Below are 22,945 nucleotides of genomic sequence, written 5' to 3' on the forward strand. Positions count from 1 at the left end.
CGACGCCACGTTTACAATGAGGAAAGAAGATGATCGCGGAGTTTGAATCACGCATTCTGGCATTAATCGACGATATGGTAGAGCACGCAAGCGATGACGAGCTGTTTGCCAGCGGATATCTGCGTGGCCACCTGACGTTAGCAGTTGCAGAACTGGAAGGCGGTGATGACCATTCCGCAGAAGCGGTGTATGCCAACGTCACCGGCAGCCTGGAAAAAGCGATTGGCGCAGGCGAGTTGTCGCCGCGTGACCAGGCGTTAGTGAAAGAAATGTGGGATAACCTGTTCCAGAAGGCCATTAACGCGTAGGCCGGATGCGTCGCCATCCGGCATTTTCACCTTGCCGGATGGCGTTAACGTTCATCCGGCTGATGGACTTATTTCACCGCTTTTCCCTTCAATAACTTCCGTACCCACAGACGATTCGGGTTTAACGCCGCCAGCGTGTTAGCATCCATCGGAATGGGCTCTTCACTCATTTGCGCCGCGAGAATTTCCGCGCAGAGCGGGGCTGAACACAACCCGCGCGATCCGAGCGCTCCCAGCATAAACAAATCAGGATAAACCGGCGCGCGTTCGGCGGCGTCTTTCTGTCTGGCAAGAGCGGCGTATTGTGCGAGCGTTGCATCATAGTCCGGCACATTTCCGACCATCGGCAGATGATCGCGCGTGGCGCAGCGTACGCCACAGCGCGCCGCTTTTTCGCTGACATCAACCTCTTTTGCCCATGCGGCATTCGGGAAGCAGTCGATCAAGCGCTGGCGATTCTGCTGCTGATCGTCTTCACGATAGGCGGTTTCCTCACTGCCGCGATGGTAACTGGCGCCAATGCAGTGCTGATGAGTGGCAGGGTTTTGCGGCGTGAGGTATCCGTCGTAGCACAGCACCTGGCGTAATGCGGAAAGCGCAGGCGTCGTCGGGATATGGCTTACCTGACCAGCCACCGAATAGACCGGTAACGGACGCGTCTGGTCAACGTGGTTAATCTGATGCCCGTTTGCCAGCACGACCACCTCATGTTCGACTGCCTTACCCTCTGCAAATTGCAACTGCCAGCCTGTGGCCTGGCGCGAAAAGGCGGTGAGCGTGTGTGTATAATGCCTCCGTAGCCCTTGTGTGGCCGCCAGCGCCAGCAGCGCAGCGGTTAACTGTGCGGGGCACAGCCAGCCGCCAGCCGGATACGTTATTCCGCGACAGTGTGTCGCCACGCCTGTTTCCTGCTGCGCCTGGTCTGGATCTACAGCCACTGCGAGCGCATCGGGCAACGCCAGCGACAGCATCTGATCGATTTTATGCTGGCTCTTTTCGTCCCAGCCCAGTTGCGTGACGCCGCACCAGTCATGGTCGAAAGTCACTGGCAGCGCGTCATACAGACGCCGCGCGAACGTAAACGCGCTCGGGAAAAAGAGGTTAATCGCCGCATCGTGTTTGCTGAGCAGGGGATAAAGCGCCCCCTGGCGATTGCCGGATGCGCCTTGCGCGGGCTGCTCATCTGAACAATAAAGCGTTACCAGCCAGCCGCGGCGCAGAAGCGCCAGCGACAGCAGCGCGCTGGCGATGCCGCCGCCGATGATTGCGACGTCTCGTTTGGCGCTGCCGCTGCGGGTGAACCACGGCGTCGGGGAGGGGGACGTCAGCGCGTGCGCCATGACGCCGCAAAGCATTTCACGCTTGCGGCCAAAACCTTTGCGTTTTTGCATCGTGAACCCTGCCTCCTGCAACCCCCGGCGCACGAATCCCGCAGAGGTAAACGTCGCCAGCGTTCCGCCGGGGCGAGCCAGTCGCGCCATGGTGGAAAACAGATTCTGCGTCCACATGTCAGGGTTTTTCGCGGGGGCAAAACCATCCAGAAACCAGGCGTCCACTTTCTGGTTCAGAGATTCATCCAGTTTCCCCGTCAGCTCATTAATATCGCCGAACCAGAGATCCAGCGTCACACGACCGTCATCAAGAATCAGACGATGACACCCGGCCAGCGGCAGCGGCCACTGCGCGTGTAGCTGCTGTGCCCAGGGGGCAAGCTCCGGCCAGTGTTGATGGGCTAAAGCGAGGTCGGCCTGCGTCAGGGGAAATTTTTCAAAACTGATAAAATGTAATCTTTGTAGCGTAGCCTCAGGGTGAGCGTCGCGAAACTGCGAGAACGCCTGCCAGAGCGTCAGGAAGTTAAGGCCAGTGCCGAAACCGCTTTCCGCCACCACGAATAATGGGCGAGGGTGCAGCGGAAAACGCTCCTCAAGCTGATTGCCGCCGAGAAAAACATAACGCGTCTCTTCCAGCCCATTATCATTGGAAAAGTAGACGTCATCGAAATCTCGGGAAACAGGTGTACCCTCAGCGTTGAATTCAAGGTTGGCAGGTTGTATAGCGTATTGTTTCACGTAAGTTACTCGTCTGACAGGCAGTGTCACGATCTTAGCGATGTGCGCCCGGAGGCGCAAATTTCCATATTAATTGGCTGATCGGACTTGTTCGGCGTACAAGTGTACGCTATTGTGCGAGTCGAATCTTAAAATAGTGCGACTTACAGAGGTATTGAATGAAACGTGCAGTGATTACTGGCCTGGGCATCGTTTCCAGCATCGGTAATAACCAGCAGGAAGTCCTGGCATCTCTGCGTGAAGGACGTTCAGGGATCACTTTCTCTCAGGAGCTGAAGGACTCCGGCATGCGTAGCCATGTTTGGGGTAACGTCAAACTGGATACCACTGGCCTCATTGACCGCAAAGTAGTGCGCTTTATGAGCGACGCATCCATCTATGCTTACCTTTCTATGGAGCAGGCGATTGCTGATGCGGGTCTCTCTGTAGAAACTTACCAGAATAACCCGCGCGTTGGCCTGATTGCAGGTTCCGGCGGCGGCTCCCCGAAATTCCAGGTCTTTGGCGCAGATGCCATGCGTAGCCCGCGTGGTCTGAAAGCCGTTGGCCCGTATGTAGTGACCAAAGCGATGGCCTCCGGCGTTTCTGCCTGCCTCGCTACGCCGTTTAAAATCCACGGCGTGAACTACTCCATCAGCTCTGCTTGCGCGACCTCTGCGCACTGCATCGGCAACGCGGTTGAACAGATTCAACTGGGCAAACAGGACATCGTCTTTGCCGGCGGCGGCGAAGAGCTGTGCTGGGAAATGGCGTGTGAATTCGACGCGATGGGCGCACTGTCCACCAAATACAACGACGATCCGTCTAAAGCTTCCCGTACCTATGATGCGAACCGTGATGGTTTCGTTATCGCGGGCGGCGGCGGTATGGTTGTGGTTGAAGAACTGGAACATGCTCTGGCGCGCGGCGCGCACATCTATGCAGAAATCGTCGGTTATGGCGCAACGTCCGATGGCGCTGACATGGTTGCACCGTCAGGCGAAGGCGCAGTGCGCTGCATGCAGATGGCGATGCACGGCGTTGACACTCCGATTGACTACCTGAACTCCCACGGTACTTCTACGCCGGTAGGCGACGTGAAAGAGCTGGGCGCAATTCGTGAAGTCTTTGGCGATAAGAGCCCGGCTATCTCCGCGACCAAAGCGATGACCGGTCACTCTCTGGGTGCGGCTGGCGTGCAGGAAGCTATCTATTCGCTGCTGATGCTGGAACACGGCTTTATCGCGCCGAGCATCAACATTGAAGAGATGGACGAGCAAGCGGCAGGTCTGAACATCGTAACCGAAGCCACCGATCGCGAACTGACGACCGTCATGTCCAACAGCTTCGGCTTTGGCGGCACCAACGCGACGCTGGTTATGCGTAAGCTGAAAGCGTAAATCTGAAGACGTTGGGTGGATAAGGCGTTTACGCCGCTATCCGACATCAACGTTTGCCTGATGGCGCTTCGCTTATCAGGCCTACAGGGGAGCCGATAATGGCTCCCTTTTTTATTGCTTGTTTTCGTATTCCTGCGCGACTTTTGCCGACCACGCCCTGGCGCGGGCAATAGCGCCTGCATCGTAGATCGGGTGTTCAAACTGGTGGGTAAGATCGCGTACCCGATAAATTTTCCATTGGCCATTTTCCCGGCGAGTATACACCATTAAATGGATAAGGCGGGTATCGGAATCGCCAAGCCATACATCCACTTTTTCACCTCCCAAAAAAGCACTGGCTGTTCCTGCGTGGAATTTAGCGATCCATTCCGGCGCGTAGTCCTGCACGTACATAAAGTAGTCTGACGCCACGATTTCCTGCTCATAATAATCGTCAATTTTCTTTAATCTGCGAATAATTTCAGTTGAAACATATTTTTCATAAATAGGATTGGTGTAATTGATAAGGCTCTTATCGTTATCGCTGGCGTATATTGCCATGTACTGGGGGTAGAATTGACTCACCATGTTACGACTACTTGTATCATTGTGAACATTACATGCGGATAACAGTAAAAGGATTAATGGGAGAATAAATCGCATTAGTTCCTCCTGTATATCGTATATTGTGGTTTTGCTGCTCTATATCTATGCCTCCGGCACGGATTGCCTTTCGTGTATATTCAGCACATTTTTTGATTGAGTGTGTATGAGCGTGATGCTTTGCATAGTTTGTTGCTGTTCTTATATCCCAGACCATATTATATCCTTTGGGTGTTATTACGTGATCCGTTAATTAATTATCACTGTCATAATGGGCTATATAGGTAATATGTGCTATAAAAAAGTATTATAAATAATGTGATTGTATTTAATACGCCAAATAATATTGACCTGAAAAATACTTCTGGATTTATAGTGTTTTATTCTTCTGAACGCTGATGTGGTTCCTCATGACCAGAAATGTAGCGCGAAGGCCAAATCACATCTGGTGTGGTCTCCAGCGCCACCGCAATGATCAGCTCTGCTCTGGGCCAATGGCGGGTAAATACATTGCGTAACGAGTCGGGAGATAATCCAGCTGCTCGTGAAAGATCTCTGAGCGTAATTCCTCTTTTTTCCAGTGCACTTTTAATATCTGCACGATGCCAGTCTTGGCTTTTGTGTTCCATTCTGTAATCCTAAGAAGATGTGTTATCGGCGCCGATATTTTTCAGGCTATAAATTAGCGCGACAAAAAGAACGTTACTTTCTTTTTCATTATAAGAATATTGCCAGAATAAACCTGAAGTTTCGCGCAAAAGAAAAAATATTTTTATTTCATCAGGGAAAAGGAAAGAAACTGATGGCAAAAGAGTGGTTCACGGTTAAGGAGTGTCTTGCATTACCGGGGTTTCCAGGAAGTGTGCCTGCGGTTCGTGAACGTTTGAATAAGTACAGTGAGGGGAAAGAGAGTGTCAAACGTAAGCGTGCTAAATCGAAAGCTGAGGAGTACCATATTTCTGTTTTTCCTCTCTACCTCCGTCCTTATTTGAACGAAAATGAGGCAGTGCTAACGCTGGAGAATACCTTCGACCAGGAAGTGGAACCCAAAGAGATCTGGGATATGATATTCAGGCTACTGACGCCGGGGCAACGTATACAGGTGACAGGGCTGTTCAGGACAAAGGGAATCGATGCCGTCTTTCCCTTTCTGTTCGATGACAAGTCTTCGTTTTGATACAACTTCCTGAGACTTCAAGGTTGACAAGTTTAGCGACTCACAGGCAGACTTCACGCTCAACATTATCCCCATGATAATGCGTAAGCGTTTAACGTTATCCAACGCACCTTAATCCTGATGGTCAGGTGGAGGGGGCGTGGCATTTCCTCGCCTTACTCTGCATTCTGGAGTAACGCATGACAGCTGTATCCCAAAAAGAAAAAACACCTTCTGCGAATTTTTCGCTTTTTCGTATCGCTTTTGCGGTTTTTCTGACCTATATGACGGTCGGTTTACCGTTACCTGTAATCCCTCTTTTTGTTCACCATGAGCTGGGCTATGGCAACACGATGGTCGGCATCGCGGTGGGCATTCAATTCCTTGCAACGGTATTGACCCGTGGTTACGCTGGGCGACTGGCCGATCAATATGGTGCTAAACGTTCCGCGCTACAGGGGATGTTGGCCTGCGCGCTGGCGGGGGGCGCGTGGCTGTTGGCGGCGTTGTTACCTGTTTCTGTACCTGTAAAATTCGCGTTGCTGATCGTCGGGCGACTGATCCTGGGTTTTGGCGAAAGCCAGCTACTGACCGGAACCCTGACCTGGGGGATGGGGCTGGTAGGGCCTTCGCGCTCCGGTAAAGTGATGTCGTGGAATGGCATGGCGATTTACGGCGCGCTGGCTGCCGGTGCGCCGCTTGGTTTACTGATTCACAGCCATTACGGTTTTGCGGCGCTGGCAGGAACAACAATGGCGCTGCCGCTGCTGGCATGGGCATTTAATGGCACCGTGCGTAAAGTACCTGCGCACGCGGGCGAACGTCCGTCGCTGTGGAGCGTCGTCGGCCTCATCTGGAAGCCGGGCCTGGGGCTGGCGCTACAGGGGGTTGGTTTCGCCGTTATCGGCACCTTCATTTCACTCTATTTCGCCAGTAAAGGCTGGGCGATGGCCGGTTTTACGTTGACCGCGTTTGGCGGCGCTTTCGTGCTGATGCGCGTGCTGTTTGGCTGGATGCCGGATCGCTTTGGCGGCGTGAAGGTGGCGGTTGCGTCCCTGTTGGTCGAAACGGCAGGGCTGGTGCTGCTTTGGCTGGCGCCAGTGGCCTGGATTGCGCTATTGGGTGCGGCGTTAACCGGGGCTGGGTGCTCGCTCATCTTCCCGGCGCTGGGTGTTGAAGTGGTGAAGCGCGTACCTTCTCAGGTACGCGGTACGGCACTTGGCGGCTATGCCGCGTTTCAGGACATCTCCTACGGCATTACCGGCCCGCTGGCCGGGCTGTTAGCCACCTCATGCGGCTACTCTTCCGTATTCCTCGCCGGGGCGATTTCTGCCGTCGTGGGGATTGTGGTGACGCTGCTGTCGTTTCGCCGGGGTTAAGACACCAGCCAGAACAGAATGAAGGCAACCGCCAGTGCGATAAAGATCAGCCCCGGTCGCGCCGTTACGGATTTGATGGTTTCAATCATCGGGGCGAACGGGCTGAATATCGGCTGAATGTGATGCGGCTCGGTTAACTCTCTTTCGCGCGCAACGCGGCGTAGAAAGACCTGGTTCAGCAGATCCTGAACCTGAGCGGTTGTCAGAATTGTATGCGGCAACGCCTGATATGTCTGCTGGGCGTAATCTCTTAACGCCGTGAATTCATTCGGCTCCAGCGGCAGTTTTAGCGCCGCCTGTAGCGTCTGTAGGGTAGGCGCGCTCTGGTTGCTGAGGGTCTGGCGCGCTTGCAGCCAGGTGACCAGGTGCGTGAACTGTTTTGCGGGGATCAGCTCGCCGTTTTTCACACCGGAAAGTTCCAGCATGGACTGCCAGATAAGTTTGCCTGATTCGCCCGTCGCGGCGGCCAGCTTCGTCACCAGTTGGTTGAGCGTATTATGCTCGGCAGGCAATAACGGTCTGTCGGTTGGCGGACGTTGTTGAGGCTGAGGAATGGAAAGTTGCCCCTGTTGCAGTAGCGTCAGCACATTTTTTAACTGCTCGGGCGTTAACTGGCTGAGCGCCGTCTGACCGTACTGTTGGCGAATAAAATCACTGACGGCCTGGCGATTGTTCCCCTGGCTCAATAATTCCGTCAACTGCGAGAGTACCTGACGATTCGCGTGGTTCTGCTGAGCGACGCTCAGGCGTTGCGTGAGATTTTGTTCTGCGGCGGGGAAGTGACGCGACAGCAACGGCGTGTCGCTTTTTACGCCCAGATCGTGTTTCATTCCGGCCCAGACTTCCGCGCTTTGCTGTTGCGTCAGTGAAATCAGACGCGTAATCAGGCGTTCCAGCACCGTGCGCTGCTGGGTGGATAGCGGCTGTTCTCCGGCAACGGAAGGCGCAGTCTGACCTTCACCGGGAGGGCGTGCGGGAGTACCGGAAATGGGTTGCATCATCACTTATCCTTAAACCATAAATCTTAGCAAAGTATGCCTGGCGGCCAGATTATGGCACACTTGCCCGGTTAACTCTCGTTCTCAAACAGGTACGCAGACGTGAAAATCCTCGTTGATGAAAATATGCCTTATGCCCGCGAATTATTTAGCCGTCTGGGCGAGGTCAAAGCGGTTCCCGGTCGCCCCATTCCCGTTGCAGAACTTGATGATGCGGATGCGTTAATGGTGCGTTCAGTCACCAAAGTGAATGAAGCGCTGCTTGGGGGGAAATCCATCAAATTTGTCGGTACCGCAACCGCCGGGACCGATCATGTGGATGAGGCATGGCTTAAGCAGGCTGGCGTGGGGTTTTCAGCGGCGCCTGGCTGCAATGCCATCGCTGTTGTTGAATATGTCTTTTCCGCTTTACTGATGCTGGCGGAGCGTGACGGCTTTGCTTTAAGCGACCGTACCGTGGGGATTGTCGGCGTAGGTAATGTTGGCGCTCGCTTGCAGGCGAGGCTGGAAGCGTTGGGCATTCGTACTTTGCTGTGCGATCCGCCGCGTGCGGACCGGGGCGATGAAGGTGATTTCCGCTCGCTGGATGAGCTGGTCCAGGAAGCGGATATTCTGACGTTCCACACGCCGTTGTATAAAGAGGGGCCTTACAAGACGCTGCACCTGGCGGATGAGGCGCTGATCGGGCGGCTGAAGCCGGGGACGATTCTGATTAACGCCTGTCGCGGCCCGGTGGTGGATAACACCGCGCTGCTGGCGCGCCTGAATGCCGGGCAGTCGCTGAGCGTGGTGCTTGATGTCTGGGAAGGGGAGCCCGATCTCAACGTGGCGCTGCTGGAAAAAATTGATATCGGCACATCGCACATTGCCGGTTATACCCTGGAAGGTAAGGCGCGCGGCACCACGCAGGTCTTTGAAGCCTATAGTACGTTTATCGGACGGGGGCAAAAAGTGGCGCTGGATACGCTGCTACCCGCGCCGGAGTTTGGACGTATTACGCTGCATGGCCCGCTGGATCAGCCGACGCTGAAAAGGCTGGTACATTTGGTGTATGATGTGCGCCGCGATGATGCGCCACTGCGTAAAGTCGCCGGAATTCCGGGCGAGTTTGATAAGCTGCGTAAGAATTACCTTGAGCGCCGTGAATGGTCTTCCTTGTACGTGATGTGCGACGATGCCAGTGCCGCCACGCTGCTGTATAAGCTCGGTTTCAACGCCGTTCATCATCCGGCCCATTAACATTCTTTTTGTCGCTCCCTGCATAGCGCGGGGAGCTTTGCTATTTCTGGAGTAAACCACCATGTCTGAAGGCTGGAACATTGCCATCCTGGGCGCAACAGGCGCCGTAGGCGAAGCCCTGCTCGAAACGCTGGCTGAACGTCAGTTCCCGGTCGGTGAGATTTATGCGCTGGCGCGTAATGAAAGTGCGGGCGAACATCTGCGCTATAGCGGCAAGTCGGTCATTGTGCAGGATGTCGCTGATTTTGACTGGACGCAGGCGCAACTGGCGTTTTTTGTCGCTGGCGCTGAAGCCTCTGCCGCATGGGTTGAGGAAGCCACCAATGCGGGCTGTCTGGTGATCGACAGCAGCGGCCTGTTTGCCCTGGAATCGGATGTGCCATTAGTGGTGCCGGAAGTGAACCCGTCTGTGCTGGCCGATTACCGCAACCGCAATGTGATCGCCGTAGCCAACAGCCTGACCAGCCAGTTGCTGGCCTCGCTGAAGCCGCTGATTGATGAAGGCGGTCTGTCGCGCATTAGCGTCACCAGCCTGCTTTCTGCCTCGGCGCACGGGAAAAAAGCGGTGGATGCGCTGGCCGGTCAGAGCGCGAAACTGCTCAACGGTATCCCTATCGACGAAGATGATTTCTTTGGTCGCCAACTGGCGTTTAACATGCTGCCGCTCCTGCCGGACAGTGAAGGCAGCGTGCGCGAAGAACGCCGTATCGTTGACGAAGTGCGTAAGATTTTGCAGGACGATGGGCTGATGATTTCCGCCAGTTGCATTCAGTCGCCAGTATTTTATGGCCATGCGCAAATGGTCAGTTTTGAAGCGCTGCGCCCGCTGGCGGCGGAAGAGGCGCGCGATGCCTTTTCTCGCGGCGAAGATATTGTGCTGTCTGAAGAGACTGACTTCCCGACTCAGGTGGGCGATGCGTCAGGCAATCCGCAGCTTTCTGTCGGCTGTGTGCGTAACGACTATGGCATGCCGGAGCAGGTTCAGTTCTGGTCGGTGGCCGATAACGTTCGCTTTGGCGGCGCGCTGATGGCGGTTAAGACCGCGGAAAAACTGGTGCAGGAGTACCTGTACTGATGTCAGCAGTGGAACAACCGCCAGTTTATAAAATTGCGCTGGGCATTGAGTACGACGGCAGCAAATATTATGGCTGGCAACGCCAGAACGAAGTGCGCAGCGTTCAGGAAAAGCTGGAAAAGGCGCTTTCTCAGGTTGCCAACGAACCTGTTAACGTGTTTTGCGCCGGGCGGACAGACGCTGGCGTACACGGAACGGGGCAGGTGGTGCATTTTGAAACCACCGCGTTGCGTAAAGACGCGGCGTGGACGCTGGGTGTAAATGCGAATTTACCTGGTGACATCGCGGTTCGTTGGGTTAAAGCTGTACCTGAGGATTTTCACGCCCGGTTTAGCGCAACGGCTCGCCGTTATCGCTATATCATCTACAATCATCGGTTGCGTCCGGCGATTTTAGGTCATGGGGTTACGCACTTTTATGAGCCGCTGGACGCAGAACGTATGCACCGGGCGGCACAGTGTCTGATTGGTGAAAATGATTTTACCTCGTTTCGCGCGGTACAGTGCCAGTCGCGTACGCCGTGGCGAAACGTGATGCACATTAACGTGACGCGTCACGGTGCATATGTGGTGGTCGATATCAAAGCCAATGCCTTTGTACATCATATGGTCAGGAATATTGTCGGTAGCCTGATGGAAGTAGGCGCCCACAACCAGCCGGAGAGCTGGATAGCAGAGTTGCTGGCGGCGAAGGACAGGCGGCTTTCAGCAGCAACGGCGAAAGCGGAAGGGTTGTATCTGGTTGCGGTTGATTACCCGGAACGGTTTGACCTTCCCAAAACGCCACTGGGCCCGCTGTTTCTGGCGGACTAATTTGAGTCGTATAAGGCATCAATATGGACCTGATTTATTTTCTGATTGATTTTATCCTGCACATTGACGTGCACCTGGCGGAGCTGGTCGCGGAATACGGCGTCTGGGTATATGCCATTCTGTTCCTGATCCTGTTTTGTGAAACCGGACTGGTGGTGACGCCGTTTCTGCCGGGGGATTCGTTGCTGTTTGTGGCGGGCGCGTTGGCGTCGCTGGAAACCAACGATCTCAACGTACATATTATGGTGATGTTAATGCTGATCGCCGCGATTGTCGGCGACGCGGTGAACTACACGATCGGCAGATTGTTTGGTGAACGGTTATTCAGTAACCCGAATTCAAAAATTTTCCGTCGCAGTTACCTTGATAAGACGCACCAGTTTTATGAAAAGCATGGCGGAAAAACCATTATTCTGGCCCGTTTTGTCCCGATTGTCAGAACCTTTGCGCCGTTTGTTGCGGGTATGGGACATATGTCTTATCGCCATTTTGCCGCGTATAACGTCATTGGCGCGCTTTTATGGGTGCTGCTCTTCACATATGCGGGGTATTTCTTCGGTACGATCCCTATGATTCAGGATAACCTTAAGTTACTGATCGTAGGGATTATTGTGGTGTCGATATTGCCAGGCGTGGTTGAAATCATTCGCCATAAGCGCGCTGCGTCGCGTGCCGCAAAATAGAAAGTAACTCAGCGGTTCGACCACTTTTTTATCCAAAGTTTCGGGCTGTTATGTTTTAATGTGCAACATTCATAGTCTGTTGGGGGCAAAAATGGCATTATGCGCTCCTGATAACAAAGCTGACGACTAAGGTTCAGGCAGAAAGGTCACTAATGAGCTGGATTGAACGAATTAAAAGCAACATTACTCCCACCCGCAAGGCAAGCATTCCTGAAGGGGTGTGGACCAAGTGTGATAGCTGCGGTCAGGTTTTATACCGTGCTGAGCTGGAACGTAATCTTGAGGTCTGTCCGAAGTGTGACCATCATATGCGCATGTCGGCGCGCAATCGCCTGCATAGCCTGTTAGATGAAGGAAGCCTTGTGGAACTGGGCAGCGAACTTGAGCCGAAAGATGTACTGAAGTTCCGCGACTCCAAGAAGTATAAAGATCGTCTGGCTTCCGCGCAGAAGGAAACCGGCGAGAAAGACGCGCTGGTGGTGATGAAAGGTACGCTCCACGATATGCCGATTGTCGCGGCGGCGTTTGAGTTCTCCTTTATGGGCGGTTCTATGGGGTCTGTGGTCGGCGCGCGTTTTGTCCGTGCCGTTGAGCAGGCGCTGGAAGATAACTGCCCGCTGATCTGCTTCTCCGCTTCCGGCGGCGCGCGTATGCAGGAAGCGCTGATGTCGCTGATGCAGATGGCGAAAACCTCCGCTGCGCTGGCGAAAATGCAGGAGCGTGGTCTGCCGTATATCTCCGTGTTGACCGATCCGACAATGGGCGGCGTTTCCGCAAGTTTTGCGATGCTCGGCGATCTCAACATTGCAGAACCGAAAGCGTTAATCGGTTTTGCGGGCCCGCGTGTTATTGAACAAACCGTACGTGAGAAACTGCCGCCGGGATTCCAGCGCAGTGAGTTTCTGATTGAAAAAGGCGCTATCGATATGATCGTCCGCCGCCCGGAAATGCGCCTGAAACTGGCAAGCGTTCTGGCGAAGCTGATGAATCTTCCGGCGCCGAACCCGGATGCGCCGCGCGAAGGCGAGGTGGTGCCGCCGGTACCCGATCAGGAACCCGAGGCCTGATAATTTACTCTATGGATTTCGAGTTGCAGGAAGGTGGCAAGAGAGCGAATCCCGATGAGCTTGCACAGGCAAGTGATTCGGGTGAGCGAGAGCAGCCAACACACCTGCAGCTTGAAAGACGACGAGTACAAAAGGGCAGGGCCAGCTGGCGCTGCCTTTTGCTTTTCTCAACGTAATAAATTTACAGGCATCATGGACAATAAACGCATTCCCCAAGCCGCGTCGCCCCTGGCAGCGTGGCTTTCTTATCTGGAAAACCTGCACAGTAAAACTATCGATTTGGGCCTGGAACGCGTAAGCCGGGTTGCGGCGCGTCTGGGCGTGCTGAAACCCGCGCCGTTTGTCTTTACGGTGGCGGGTACTAACGGTAAAGGAACGACCTGCCGCACGCTGGAGTCTGTGCTGACGGCGGCGGGCTATAAAGTGGGCGTCTACAGTTCTCCGCATCTGGTGCGCTACACCGAGCGCGTTCGCGTGCAGGGGAATGAGTTGCCGGAGTCTGCTCATACCGCCTCGTTCGCCGAGATTGAGGCCGCGCGCGAAGACATTTCTCTGACCTACTTTGAATACGGCACGCTGTCGGCGCTGTGGCTGTTTAAGCAGGCTCAGCTTGACGTGGTGATTCTGGAAGTCGGGCTGGGCGGACGTCTGGACGCGACCAATATTGTTGATGCGGATGTTGCGGTAGTGACCAGCATTGCGTTGGATCATACCGACTGGCTGGGGCCGGACCGCGAAAGTATCGGGCGTGAGAAGGCGGGGATCTTCCGGGCGGAAAAACCGGCTATCGTCGGCGAACCGGAAATGCCGTATACCATCGCCGATGTGGCGCAGGAAACCGGGGCGCAGTTACAGCGTCGCGGCGTGGACTGGCATTATGATGTGACGGGCGACGGCTGGTCGTTTACGGACGGCGAAGGTACGCTGGCGAATCTTCCGCTGCCGCAGGTGCCTCAGCCTAACGCCGCCACCGCGCTGGCGACACTGCGCGCCAGCGGGCTGAACATCAGCGAGCAGGCGATTCGTGACGGTATTGCCCGGGCGATTTTGCCCGGTCGTTTCCAGATAGTGAGCGAATCGCCACGGGTGATTCTGGATGTCGCACATAATCCCCATGCTGCGGAATATCTGACAGAACGCCTGAAAATGTTGCCGAAAAACGGGCGTATACTTGCCGTTATCGGTATGCTACATGATAAAGATATCGCAGGGACATTAGCCTGGCTGAAAAGCGTGGTCGACGACTGGTATTGCGCGCCGCTGGAAGGGCCTCGCGGCGCGACGGCGGAGCAATTGCTGGAACATCTGGGCAAAGGCACTGTCTATGACAGTGTCGCGCTGGCGTGGCATGCCGCGCTGGCAGAGGCGAAACCAGAAGATACCGTGCTGGTGTGTGGATCATTTCACACGGTTGCACATGTCATGGAAGTGATGGACGCGGGGAGAAGCGGTGGCGAGTAAGTTTCAGAATCGTTTAGTTGGCACAATCGTGCTGGTCGCTCTCGGGGTGATTGTGCTTCCCGGGCTGCTCGACGGGCAGAAAAAACACTATCAGGATGAGTTTGCGGCGATCCCGCTGGTGCCAAAGCCTGGCGATCGCGATGAGCCTGATATGATGCCAGCCGCAACACAGGCGTTGCCGACCCAGCCGCCTGAAGGCGCTGCTGAGGAGGTGCGTGCCGGAGATGCGGCAGCGCCGTCTCTGGACCCTTCCCGTTTTGCTGCGGAAAACAACGCCAGTTTCGATCCTGTCCCCGCACCTGTTGAGCCGCCGAAGCCGAAACCGGTTGAAAAACCGAAACCACAGCCGAAGCCGCAGCAACCGGTAGCGGCAACGCCGACACCGGCGCCTGAGCCGAAACCTGCTGCTGAAGAAAAACCCGCGCCAACGGGTAAAGCGTACGTTGTGCAGTTGGGGGCGTTGAAAAATGCCGATAAGGTCAATGAGATAGTGGGTAAACTTCGTGGCGCGGGCTTCCGGGTATATACTTCTCCGTCAACGCCGGTACAGGGTAAAATAACCCGTATCCTCGTCGGGCCTGACGCCTCAAGAGACAAGCTGAAAAATTCTCTTGGCGAGTTACAGCAGATCTCCGGTTTGAGTGGCGTGGTGATGGGTTACAGCCCGAACTAAGCCACTGCTGCCTGATGGCGACGCTGCGCGTCTTATCAGGCCTACGGTGCACTGTTTTCCAGGCCGGATAAGGTGCTTGCACCGCCATCCGGCAATGCCCGAAGAGGCAAAAAATTTGATGGCGTTGAATATTTTTTCAGCGCCATTTTTATTTACGCACGGGAAGGAAATCCCTACGCAAACGTTTTCTTTTTCTGTTAGAATGCGCCCCGAACAGGACGACAGGGCGTAAAATCGTGGGACACATATGGTCTGGATTGATTACGCCATTATCGCGGTGATTGGTTTTTCCTGTCTGGTTAGCCTGATCCGTGGCTTTGTTCGTGAAGCGTTATCGTTGGTGACATGGGGTTGTGCTTTCTTTGTCGCCAGCCATTACTACACTTACCTGTCTGTCTGGTTTACGGGCTTTGAAGACGAACTGGTTCGAAATGGGATTGCTATCGCGATACTGTTTATCGCGACGCTTATCGTCGGCGCTATCGTGAACTTTGTGATAGGTCAGCTGGTGGAGAAAACCGGCCTGTCGGGTACTGACAGGGTGTTGGGGATCTGTTTTGGCGCGCTGCGAGGAGCGTTAATCGTCGCCGCCATTCTGTTCTTTCTCGATACGTTTACCGGCCTGTCGAAAAGCGAAGACTGGAGCAAGTCGCAGCTTATCCCGCAGTTCAGTTTCATCATCAGATGGTTCTTTGACTATCTGCAAAGCTCGTCAAGTTTCTTGCCCAGAACGTAACGGTTCTGAGATGTGGCTTAACGAGGAAAAGACGTATGTGCGGTATTGTCGGTATCGCCGGTGTTATGCCGGTAAACCAGTCGATTTATGACGCGTTAACGGTGCTCCAGCATCGTGGTCAGGATGCCGCTGGCATCATCACCATTGATGCCAACAACTGCTTCCGCTTGCGTAAGGCAAACGGACTGGTGAGCGATGTTTTTGAAGCTCGCCATATGCAGCGTATGCAGGGCAATATGGGCATCGGGCATGTGCGTTACCCAACGGCTGGCAGCTCCAGCGCCTCCGAAGCTCAACCTTTTTACGTCAACTCGCCGTATGGCATCACGCTTGCTCATAACGGCAACCTGACCAACGCGCATGAGCTGCGTAAAAAGCTGTTTGAAGAAAAACGTCGTCACATCAACACCACGTCAGATTCTGAAATCCTGCTCAATATTTTTGCCAGCGAGCTGGATAACTTCCGTCATTACCCACTGGAAGCCGATAACATCTTTGCCGCCATTGCCGCGACCAACCGCCAGATTCGCGGCGCGTATGCCTGCGTGGCGATGATTATCGGGCACGGTATGGTGGCTTTCCGCGATCCGAACGGCATCCGCCCGCTGGTGCTGGGCAAGCGCGACATTGGCGATGGCCGCACTGAATATATGGTTGCGTCCGAAAGCGTGGCGCTTGATACGCTGGGCTTCGAATTCCTGCGCGATGTGGCGCCGGGCGAAGCGGTGTACATCACCGAAAAAGGCCAGTTGTTTACCCGCCAGTGCGCGGATAACCCGGTCAGCAATCCGTGCCTGTTCGAATACGTCTACTTTGCGCGCCCGGACTCGTTCATCGACAAAATTTCCGTCTACAGCGCCCGCGTGAATATGGGGACGAAGTTGGGCGAAAAAATTGCCCGTGAATGGGAAGATCTGGATATCGACGTGGTGATCCCGATTCCAGAAACCTCCTGCGATATCGCGCTGGAAATCGCCCGCATTCTGGGTAAACCGTACCGCCAGGGCTTTGTGAAAAACCGTTACGTTGGCCGGACGTTTATCATGCCGGGCCAGCAGTTGCGCCGTAAGTCCGTGCGTCGCAAGCTGAACGCCAACCGCGCTGAATTCCGCGATAAGAACGTCCTGCTAGTGGATGACTCCATCGTGCGCGGCACCACCTCTGAACAGATTATTGAGATGGCCCGTGAAGCCGGCGCGAAGAAGGTCTATCTGGCTTCTGCGGCGCCGGAAATTCGCTTCCCGAACGTTTACGGTATCGATATGCCGACGGCAAATGAGCTGATTGCTCATGGTCGTGAAGTGGATGAAATTCGCCAGATCATCGGTGCCGATGGGCTTATCTTCCAGGATCTGAACGATCTGATTGAAGCTGTTCGCGCTGAGAACCCGGATATTCAGCAGTTTGAATGTTCGGTCTTTAACGGCGTGTATGTCACGAAAGACGTTGACCAGCAGTATCTCGATTATCTGGATTCCCTGCGTAACGACGATGTCAAAGCGATGCAGCGTCAGAACGAAGTGGAAAACCTGGAAATGCATAACGAAGGTTAATCTCTCCTCCCGGCAAGGGCGCGCAATCCGCGCCCTTGCTTGCAACGCCCCGTAAAATCCTGCAAAGTCAGCCCAGACGCAAGAAAGGGCAAAAATCATGAAACGACTCATTGTAGGGATTAGCGGCGCCAGCGGCGCGATTTATGGCGTGCGCTTGTTGCAGGTTTTGCGTGACGTGGCGGATGTGGAGACCCACCTGGTGATGAGTCCGGCAGCGCGTCAGACGCTTGCGCTGGAAACCGAATTTTCCTTGCGGGAGGTACAGGCTCTGGCCGATGTCACCCATGATGCGCGCGATATTGCCGCCAGTATCTCTTCTGGCTCCTTTCAGACGGCGGGGATGGTGATTTTACCGTGCTCGATCAAAACGCTCTCCGGTATTGTACACAGCTATACTGACGGACTTCTCACCCGTGCGGCGGATGTTGTCCTGAAAGAACGCCGCCCGCTGGTGTTGTGCGTGCGGGAAACGCCGCTGCATTTAGGACACCTGCGCCTCATGACTCAGGCGGCTGAAATTGGCGCCGTTATTATGCCACCGGTTCCCGCGTTTTATCATTGCCCGCAAACGCTGGATGATGTGATTAATCAGACGGTTAATCGTGTTCTGGATCAGTTTGATATCACGTTGCCGCACGATCTTTTCACCCGTTGGCAGGGCGCATAACGCTGCCCGTTCACAGTGCGTTTTTGCACAAATTGCCCTGTTTCAGGGCAATTTTGTAACCGCGATCATATCCTCAACATTTAATTCGCTAAAAGCGACCGAAACGCTGCGGTTCAACCGTCATACCTGCTATCTTCAACATCAGGACAATATTGCAACGTTTTATTAACATATTTAACGTCAAATAGGGACGCCGACGTGAAAATGGCATAAGACCTGCATGAAAAAGTCTGCAAACACACAACACAATGCAAAACATAATAAAATTACGCCACTTGAGGGTTATGTATGAAGAAGACAGTTCTCGCTTTGTCTTTGCTGGTAGGACTTTCCGCAACGGCGGCCAGCTACGCAGCGCTACCGCAGACGGTTCGTATTGGTACAGACGCGACATATGCGCCTTTCTCATCGAAAGATGCCAAAGGGGATTTTGTCGGTTTTGATATCGATCTGGGCAATGAGATGTGCAAACGTATGCAGATCAAATGCACCTGGGTCGGCAGCGATTTTGACGCGCTGATTCCTTCCCTGAAAGCGAAGAAAATCGATGCCATCATTTCATCGCTCTCCATTACCGAGAAACGCCAGCAGGAGATTGCCTTCTCCGACAAACTGTATGCCGCCGACTCGCGCCTGATTGCCGCGAAAGGCTCATCTGTCCAGCCGACGATTGACTCGCTGAAGGGCAAGCACGTTGGCGTACTGCAAGGCTCCACTCAGGAAGCCTATGCGAATGATAACTGGCGCAGCAAAGGCGTGGATGTTGTGGCCTACGCGAACCAGGATCTCATCTATTCCGACCTGACGGCGGGCCGTCTTGATGCTGCATTGCAGGATGAAGTTGCGGCCAGCGAAGGGTTCCTCAAACAGCCTGCGGGCAAGGACTATGCGTTTGCCGGTCCTTCCGTGAAAGATAAAAAGTACTTTGGCGACGGCACCGGGGTTGGCTTGCGTAAAGACGATACCGAGCTGAAAGCGGCGTTTGATAAAGCGCTGAGCGATCTGCGTGCTGACGGCACCTACGACAAGATGGCGAAAAAGTACTTTGACTTTAACGTCTACGGCGACTGACAGGTTGCTGCGGGGAGTGTTGCGCACCGTTTTGGTTAACCATCACGGTGCGTGATGAGAGATTTGCACCATCATGGTGCGTTTGTCGCTGTCAAAATGAGCATGAATGCATACTTAAGCGCTTTTCATGCAAAATAAACCGGCTGACAGGGTAGAATGCTTTGCCTTGTCGGCCCGATTAATGGCACGATAACTGCACCTGGTCCTGTAAAGATCCCCTATAAAAGACAGTCTGTTGAGGATAGTTATGAAAAAACTGGTGTTGTCTCTTTCTCTGGTCCTGGCTTTCTCCAGTGCTACCGCAGCATTTGCAGCCATTCCGCAAAAAGTTCGTATCGGTACCGATCCGACTTATGCCCCTTTTGAATCGAAAAATGCACAGGGTGAATTGGTCGGTTTTGATATCGATCTGGCCAAAGAGCTGTGCAAACGTATTAATACACAATGTACCTTCGTGGAAAACCCGCTGGATGCGCTGATCCCGTCGTTAAAAGCGAAGAAAATCGATGCCATCATGTCCTCGCTTTCCATCACCGAAAAGCGTCAGCAGGAAATCGCGTTTACCGACAAATTCTATGCAGCAGACTCTCGCCTGGTCGTCGCCAAAGATTCTGATATCCAGCCGACCGTTGAGTCCCTGAAAGGCAAGCGTGTTGGCGTATTGCAGGGCACCACGCAGGAAACGTTTGGTAATGAGCACTGGGCGCCGAAAGGCATTGAAATCGTCTCTTACCAGGGTCAGGACAATATCTATTCCGACCTGACGGCAGGGCGTATCGATGCCGCTTTCCAGGATGAAGTCGCAGCCAGCGAAGGCTTCCTGAAGCAGCCTGTAGGCAAAGATTACAAATTCGGCGGCCCGTCGGTGAAAGACGAGAAACTGTTCGGTGTGGGTACGGGTATGGGGCTGCGCAAAGAGGATAACGAACTGCGCGAAGCCCTGAACAAAGCATTTGCGGAAATGCGTGCTGACGGTACTTACGAGAAGCTGGCGAAAAAGTACTTTGATTTTGATGTTTACGGCGGTTAATCGCCGCTGGTGCAGATAACGCCCGCAGATTTTTGACGCGCTGATTTTATGCCTGATGGCGCTGCGCTTATCAGGCCTACAGAGATTTTGTAGGTCGGATAAGGCAAAGCCTCCATCCGGCATTTAACGGTTCGACTGAGATCAAAAGAGGCGTCTTACTCACCACACACGACAGGACAGGCAGCATGTTGTACGGGTTTTCAGGTGTTATTTTTCAGGGCGCGCTTGTCACGCTTGAGCTGGCCCTCAGCTCAGTTGTGCTGGCCGTGCTGATCGGTCTTGTCGGCGCGGGCGCGAAACTTTCGCAAAACCGGGTGACGGGACTTATTTTCGAAGGCTATACCACCCTGATTCGCGGGGTGCCGGATCTGGTTTTAATGCTGCTGATTTTCTACGGGTTGCAAATCGCGCTCAATGCGGTGACCGACGCGATGGGAATAGGGCAGATTGATATTGATCCGATGGTCGCCGGTATTATCACCCTGGGTTTTATCTATGGCGCGTACTTTACGGAAACTTTCCGTGGCGCGTTTATGGCGGTGCCCAAAGGGCATATTGAAGCGGCGACGGCATTCGGTTTCACCGGTTCGCAAATATTCCGGCGGATTATGTTCCCGGCGATGATGCGCTACGCCTTACCGGGGATTGGTAATAACTGGCAGGTTATCCTCAAAGCGACGGCGCTGGTTTCGCTGCTCGGGCTGGAAGATGTGGTCAAAGCCACGCAGCTGGCCGGCAAGAGCACCTGGGAGCCATTCTATTTCGCCGTAGTGTGCGGGCTGATTTATCTGGTATTTACAACGGTTTCCAATGGTGTGCTGCTGTTCCTCGAGCGCCGCTACTCCGTGGGTGTGAAGAGGGCTGACCTGTGATCGAGATTATTCAGGAGTACTGGAAATCCCTGCTCTGGAGCGATGGCTATCGCTTTACCGGCGTGGCTATTACGCTGTGGCTGCTGATCTCCTCGGTGGTGATGGGCGGCATTCTGGCGCTGTTTTTGGCGATTGGCCGCGTTTCCAGCAACAAATTTATCCAGTTCCCCATCTGGTTGTTTACCTATGTTTTTCGCGGTACGCCGCTGTATGTGCAACTGCTGGTGTTCTATTCCGGGATGTACACGCTGGAGATCGTGAAAGGAACCGATCTCCTCAACGCGTTTTTCCGTAGCGGTCTTAACTGTACCGTTCTGGCGTTGACGCTGAATACCTGCGCCTATACCACGGAGATTTTCGCTGGCGCCATCCGTTCAGTACCGCACGGGGAAATTGAAGCGGCGCGGGCGTATGGCTTCTCATCGTTCAAAATGTATCGCTGTATTATTTTACCTTCCGCGCTGCGTATCGCGCTGCCAGCATACAGTAACGAAGTGATCCTGATGCTGCACTCAACCGCGCTGGCGTTTACCGCGACGGTGCCGGATTTGCTGAAAATCGCCCGTGATATTAACTCGGCAACCTATCAACCGTTTACCGCATTCGGCATTGCCGCTGTGCTGTATTTGATTATTTCGTATGTCCTGATTAGCCTGTTCCGTAAAGCGGAAAAGCGCTGGCTCCAGCACGTGAAACCTTCTTCAACGCACTGAGAATACGATGTCTGAGAATAAATTAAACGTTATCGATTTGCACAAGCGCTACGGCGAACATGAGGTGCTGAAAGGGGTATCGCTACAGGCTAACGCCGGAGATGTGATCAGTATTATCGGATCGTCTGGCTCCGGTAAGAGTACCTTTCTGCGCTGTATTAACTTCCTCGAAAAACCGAGCGAAGGGTCGATTGTGGTGAGCGGCCAGAATATTTCCCTGGTGCGTGATAAAGACGGCCAGCTAAAGGTCGCCGATAAAAACCAGCTGCGGCTGCTGCGTACGCGCCTGACGATGGTATTTCAGCACTTCAATCTCTGGAGCCACATGACGGTGCTGGAGAACGTTATGGAAGCGCCGATTCAGGTGCTGGGATTAAGCAAACATGAAGCGCGCGAGCGTGCGGTGAAATACCTGGCGAAAGTCGGTATTGATGAACGTGCGCAGGGAAAATACCCGGTACACCTCTCCGGTGGTCAGCAGCAGCGCGTCTCAATTGCCCGCGCGTTGGCGATGGAACCTGAGGTGCTGCTGTTTGATGAGCCGACATCGGCGCTTGACCCCGAACTGGTAGGCGAAGTCTTGCGTATCATGCAGCAGTTAGCGGAAGAGGGGAAAACGATGGTGGTGGTGACGCATGAAATGGGGTTTGCCCGCCATGTTTCCACTCATGTGATTTTCCTGCATCAGGGGAAAATCGAAGAAGAAGGCGATCCAGAGCAGGTATTCGGCAACCCGCAAAGCCCGCGTTTGCAACAGTTCCTGAAAGGTTCGCTGAAGTAGCGGTTTATCCGTCGCTCAGAGAAACAATTTTGCCCGGTGGCGCTGTGCTTACCGGGCCGACACGTAGGCCGGATAAGGCATCGCCGCCATCCGGCGATTATCGCCCCATTTTGCTTTCCAGACGGTATACCCATTCGTCATACCGGATGCCGTTCACCTCATAGGCGTTTTCCAGCACCTGAGTCCGCGTAAAACCACGCTTTTCCAGCACGCGCACAGACGCGTGATTCTCTGCCAGCACATAGGCGTTTATCGCTTTCACGCTGGTATGCGTAAAGGCGTAATCGCAGACGGCATATAAGGCTTCTGTGGCGATCCCTCTCCCTTGCGCTTCCGGGAGCACCGTATAGCCGATATCGGCTTCCTGCGGATAATGGTGGCTAATTTGTAAGCCAATGTCGCCCAAAGGCTTATCGCTGTTATGCAGGCGGATGACGAAGGTATGCTTTGAGACGAGGCGACGGGCGAACAGCAGGCGAGTGTCTTTTTCCGGCGTGATATCAGCCATATAACGCATGATGTCAGGGTTTTCACGCAGTGCGAGAAAAAAGGACCAGTCAGTAGGTTGAAAAAGGGAGAGGGTCAATCGGGAGGTGGTTATTATCGCCATAAAATCGCCATTCCAGAAGTCAGGCATACTA

At 54.1% G+C, this 22,945-nt stretch carries 24 protein-coding genes and 1 pseudogene; 19 read left to right on the forward strand and 6 right to left on the reverse strand.

Annotated elements, in window-relative coordinates:
• Positions 1–29: 29 nt before the first annotated feature.
• The gene (locus tag OGV82_RS11920; RefSeq protein WP_047462286.1) at positions 30–308 is read left to right on the forward strand and encodes a YfcL family protein; all 279 of its coding nucleotides are present in this window, start codon (positions 30–32) and stop codon (positions 306–308) included.
• A gap of 68 nt (positions 309–376) precedes the next feature.
• Here OGV82_RS11920 and mnmC read toward each other — a convergent pair whose 3' ends face one another.
• Positions 377–2,377, reverse strand: a complete 2,001-nt coding sequence (gene mnmC, locus OGV82_RS11925) for a bifunctional tRNA (5-methylaminomethyl-2-thiouridine)(34)-methyltransferase MnmC2/FAD-dependent 5-carboxymethylaminomethyl-2-thiouridine(34) oxidoreductase MnmC1 (RefSeq protein ID WP_047462289.1) — start codon at positions 2,375–2,377, stop codon at positions 377–379.
• A gap of 158 nt (positions 2,378–2,535) precedes the next feature.
• Between mnmC and fabB the strand changes: the two genes are divergently transcribed.
• Complete coding sequence (gene fabB, locus OGV82_RS11930; RefSeq protein ID WP_047462293.1) at positions 2,536–3,756, forward strand: beta-ketoacyl-ACP synthase I; 1,221 nt, start codon at positions 2,536–2,538, stop codon at positions 3,754–3,756.
• 111 nt (positions 3,757–3,867) lie between these two features.
• On the opposite strand, the gene OGV82_RS11935 is transcribed toward fabB, so the two are convergent.
• The 3 genes from OGV82_RS11935 to OGV82_RS11945 all read right to left on the reverse strand — a co-directional run bounded on the left by OGV82_RS11935 (position 3,868) and on the right by OGV82_RS11945 (position 4,967).
• A complete protein-coding gene (locus tag OGV82_RS11935; protein ID WP_047462296.1) occupies positions 3,868–4,398 on the reverse strand; it encodes a YqhG/Tai3 family protein in 531 nt (176 codons plus the stop codon).
• Complete coding sequence (locus OGV82_RS11940) at positions 4,352–4,555, reverse strand: hypothetical protein (RefSeq protein ID WP_286462723.1); 204 nt, start codon at positions 4,553–4,555, stop codon at positions 4,352–4,354. The genes OGV82_RS11935 and OGV82_RS11940 overlap by 47 nt, the downstream gene beginning before the upstream one ends.
• Before the next feature lie 163 nt (positions 4,556–4,718).
• A complete protein-coding gene (locus OGV82_RS11945) occupies positions 4,719–4,967 on the reverse strand; it encodes a helix-turn-helix domain-containing protein (RefSeq protein ID WP_047462299.1) in 249 nt (82 codons plus the stop codon).
• A 173-nt stretch (positions 4,968–5,140) separates the two neighbouring features.
• Between OGV82_RS11945 and OGV82_RS11950 the strand changes: the two genes are divergently transcribed.
• Positions 5,141–5,515 (forward strand): MerR family transcriptional regulator, encoded by a 375-nt coding sequence (locus OGV82_RS11950; protein ID WP_047462303.1) that lies wholly within the window; start codon positions 5,141–5,143, stop codon positions 5,513–5,515.
• A gap of 179 nt (positions 5,516–5,694) precedes the next feature.
• Positions 5,695–6,873, forward strand: coding sequence for an MFS transporter (locus tag OGV82_RS11955; RefSeq protein WP_047462305.1), 1,179 nt, complete (start codon positions 5,695–5,697; stop codon positions 6,871–6,873).
• Here OGV82_RS11955 and flk read toward each other — a convergent pair.
• On the reverse strand, positions 6,870–7,871 hold the full coding sequence (flk, locus tag OGV82_RS11960) for a flagella biosynthesis regulator Flk (RefSeq protein WP_047463966.1): 1,002 nt from the start codon (positions 7,869–7,871) through the stop codon (positions 6,870–6,872). The genes OGV82_RS11955 and flk overlap by 4 nt on opposite strands.
• A 102-nt stretch (positions 7,872–7,973) precedes the next feature.
• On the opposite strand from flk, the gene pdxB reads away from it, so the two are divergent.
• The 15 genes and pseudogenes from pdxB (at position 7,974) to hisP (ending at position 22,304) form a co-directional block, all read left to right on the forward strand.
• Positions 7,974–9,110 (forward strand): 4-phosphoerythronate dehydrogenase PdxB, encoded by a 1,137-nt coding sequence (gene pdxB, locus OGV82_RS11965; protein WP_047462307.1) that lies wholly within the window; start codon positions 7,974–7,976, stop codon positions 9,108–9,110.
• A gap of 61 nt (positions 9,111–9,171) precedes the next feature.
• Entirely contained in the window at positions 9,172–10,185 is a 1,014-nt protein-coding gene (locus OGV82_RS11970; RefSeq protein ID WP_047462309.1) for an aspartate-semialdehyde dehydrogenase, read from the forward strand.
• The gene (gene truA / locus OGV82_RS11975; protein ID WP_012131451.1) at positions 10,185–10,997 is read left to right on the forward strand and encodes a tRNA pseudouridine(38-40) synthase TruA; all 813 of its coding nucleotides are present in this window, start codon (positions 10,185–10,187) and stop codon (positions 10,995–10,997) included. The genes OGV82_RS11970 and truA overlap by 1 nt, the downstream gene beginning before the upstream one ends.
• 23 nt (positions 10,998–11,020) lie before the next feature.
• Positions 11,021–11,680: a DedA family protein gene (locus OGV82_RS11980; RefSeq protein ID WP_012131452.1), complete on the forward strand. Its 660-nt coding sequence runs from the start codon at positions 11,021–11,023 to the stop codon at positions 11,678–11,680.
• A gap of 152 nt (positions 11,681–11,832) precedes the next feature.
• Complete coding sequence (accD, locus tag OGV82_RS11985) at positions 11,833–12,747, forward strand: acetyl-CoA carboxylase, carboxyltransferase subunit beta (protein ID WP_012131453.1); 915 nt, start codon at positions 11,833–11,835, stop codon at positions 12,745–12,747.
• A gap of 192 nt (positions 12,748–12,939) precedes the next feature.
• Positions 12,940–14,208 carry a bifunctional tetrahydrofolate synthase/dihydrofolate synthase gene (gene folC, locus OGV82_RS11990; protein ID WP_047462313.1) on the forward strand — a complete coding sequence of 423 codons (1,269 nt, stop codon included), beginning with the start codon at positions 12,940–12,942 and terminating at the stop codon, positions 14,206–14,208.
• Positions 14,198–14,881, forward strand: coding sequence for a cell division protein DedD (dedD, locus tag OGV82_RS11995; protein ID WP_012131455.1), 684 nt, complete (start codon positions 14,198–14,200; stop codon positions 14,879–14,881). Before folC ends, dedD begins: the two co-directional genes overlap by 11 nt.
• Positions 14,882–15,128: 247 nt before the next feature.
• Entirely contained in the window at positions 15,129–15,617 is a 489-nt protein-coding gene (gene cvpA / locus OGV82_RS12000; RefSeq protein WP_012131456.1) for a colicin V production protein, read from the forward strand.
• 35 nt (positions 15,618–15,652) lie between these two features.
• Complete coding sequence (gene purF / locus OGV82_RS12005) at positions 15,653–17,170, forward strand: amidophosphoribosyltransferase (RefSeq protein ID WP_047462315.1); 1,518 nt, start codon at positions 15,653–15,655, stop codon at positions 17,168–17,170.
• A 91-nt stretch (positions 17,171–17,261) separates the two neighbouring features.
• Positions 17,262–17,837: pseudogene (locus OGV82_RS12010) on the forward strand (UbiX family flavin prenyltransferase); the annotation flags it as partial.
• Positions 17,838–18,125: 288 nt separating this feature from the next.
• Positions 18,126–18,908 (forward strand): lysine/arginine/ornithine ABC transporter substrate-binding protein ArgT, encoded by a 783-nt coding sequence (gene argT, locus OGV82_RS12015; RefSeq protein ID WP_012131460.1) that lies wholly within the window; start codon positions 18,126–18,128, stop codon positions 18,906–18,908.
• Positions 18,909–19,155: 247 nt separating this feature from the next.
• A complete protein-coding gene (gene hisJ / locus OGV82_RS12020) occupies positions 19,156–19,938 on the forward strand; it encodes a histidine ABC transporter substrate-binding protein HisJ (RefSeq protein ID WP_012131461.1) in 783 nt (260 codons plus the stop codon).
• A gap of 185 nt (positions 19,939–20,123) precedes the next feature.
• Positions 20,124–20,810 carry a histidine ABC transporter permease HisQ gene (locus OGV82_RS12025; RefSeq protein ID WP_012131462.1) on the forward strand — a complete coding sequence of 229 codons (687 nt, stop codon included), beginning with the start codon at positions 20,124–20,126 and terminating at the stop codon, positions 20,808–20,810.
• Complete coding sequence (gene hisM, locus OGV82_RS12030) at positions 20,807–21,523, forward strand: histidine ABC transporter permease HisM (RefSeq protein ID WP_012131463.1); 717 nt, start codon at positions 20,807–20,809, stop codon at positions 21,521–21,523. The genes OGV82_RS12025 and hisM overlap by 4 nt, the downstream gene beginning before the upstream one ends.
• 7 nt (positions 21,524–21,530) lie before the next feature.
• Complete coding sequence (gene hisP / locus OGV82_RS12035) at positions 21,531–22,304, forward strand: histidine ABC transporter ATP-binding protein HisP (protein WP_049008687.1); 774 nt, start codon at positions 21,531–21,533, stop codon at positions 22,302–22,304.
• Between the two features lie 97 nt (positions 22,305–22,401).
• Here the strand turns inward: hisP and OGV82_RS12040 are convergent, their stop codons facing one another.
• On the reverse strand, positions 22,402–22,914 hold the full coding sequence (locus tag OGV82_RS12040; protein ID WP_047463968.1) for a GNAT family N-acetyltransferase: 513 nt from the start codon (positions 22,912–22,914) through the stop codon (positions 22,402–22,404).
• Between the last annotated feature and the right edge of the window lie 31 nt (positions 22,915–22,945).

It is taken from the genome of Citrobacter sp. CK191, from assembly GCF_030333435.1.
Taxonomy (GTDB): Bacteria; Pseudomonadota; Gammaproteobacteria; order Enterobacterales; family Enterobacteriaceae; genus Citrobacter_B; species Citrobacter_B koseri.

Bases quoted from the DNA above. Each gene is read 5' to 3' on its own strand.
- fabB (WP_047462293.1), top strand. From the start codon at position 2,536: ATGAAACGTGCAGTGATTACTGGCCTGGGCATCGTTTCCAGCATCGGT.
- truA (WP_012131451.1), top strand. From the start codon at position 10,185: ATGTCAGCAGTGGAACAACCGCCAGTTTATAAAATTGCGCTGGGCATT.
- OGV82_RS12040 (WP_047463968.1), bottom strand. From the start codon at position 22,914: ATGGCGATAATAACCACCTCCCGATTGACCCTCTCCCTTTTTCAACCT.
- OGV82_RS11940 (WP_286462723.1), bottom strand. From the start codon at position 4,555: ATGGTCTGGGATATAAGAACAGCAACAAACTATGCAAAGCATCACGCT.
- OGV82_RS11955 (WP_047462305.1), top strand. From the start codon at position 5,695: ATGACAGCTGTATCCCAAAAAGAAAAAACACCTTCTGCGAATTTTTCG.
- OGV82_RS11980 (WP_012131452.1), top strand. From the start codon at position 11,021: ATGGACCTGATTTATTTTCTGATTGATTTTATCCTGCACATTGACGTG.
- hisP (WP_049008687.1), top strand. From the start codon at position 21,531: ATGTCTGAGAATAAATTAAACGTTATCGATTTGCACAAGCGCTACGGC.
- OGV82_RS11970 (WP_047462309.1), top strand. From the start codon at position 9,172: ATGTCTGAAGGCTGGAACATTGCCATCCTGGGCGCAACAGGCGCCGTA.
- accD (WP_012131453.1), top strand. From the start codon at position 11,833: ATGAGCTGGATTGAACGAATTAAAAGCAACATTACTCCCACCCGCAAG.
- OGV82_RS11920 (WP_047462286.1), top strand. From the start codon at position 30: ATGATCGCGGAGTTTGAATCACGCATTCTGGCATTAATCGACGATATG.
- OGV82_RS11935 (WP_047462296.1), bottom strand. From the start codon at position 4,398: ATGCGATTTATTCTCCCATTAATCCTTTTACTGTTATCCGCATGTAAT.
- argT (WP_012131460.1), top strand. From the start codon at position 18,126: ATGAAGAAGACAGTTCTCGCTTTGTCTTTGCTGGTAGGACTTTCCGCA.
- OGV82_RS12025 (WP_012131462.1), top strand. From the start codon at position 20,124: ATGTTGTACGGGTTTTCAGGTGTTATTTTTCAGGGCGCGCTTGTCACG.
- folC (WP_047462313.1), top strand. From the start codon at position 12,940: ATGGACAATAAACGCATTCCCCAAGCCGCGTCGCCCCTGGCAGCGTGG.
- OGV82_RS11945 (WP_047462299.1), bottom strand. From the start codon at position 4,967: ATGGAACACAAAAGCCAAGACTGGCATCGTGCAGATATTAAAAGTGCA.
- purF (WP_047462315.1), top strand. From the start codon at position 15,653: ATGTGCGGTATTGTCGGTATCGCCGGTGTTATGCCGGTAAACCAGTCG.
- flk (WP_047463966.1), bottom strand. From the start codon at position 7,871: ATGCAACCCATTTCCGGTACTCCCGCACGCCCTCCCGGTGAAGGTCAG.
- cvpA (WP_012131456.1), top strand. From the start codon at position 15,129: ATGGTCTGGATTGATTACGCCATTATCGCGGTGATTGGTTTTTCCTGT.
- hisJ (WP_012131461.1), top strand. From the start codon at position 19,156: ATGAAAAAACTGGTGTTGTCTCTTTCTCTGGTCCTGGCTTTCTCCAGT.
- OGV82_RS11950 (WP_047462303.1), top strand. From the start codon at position 5,141: ATGGCAAAAGAGTGGTTCACGGTTAAGGAGTGTCTTGCATTACCGGGG.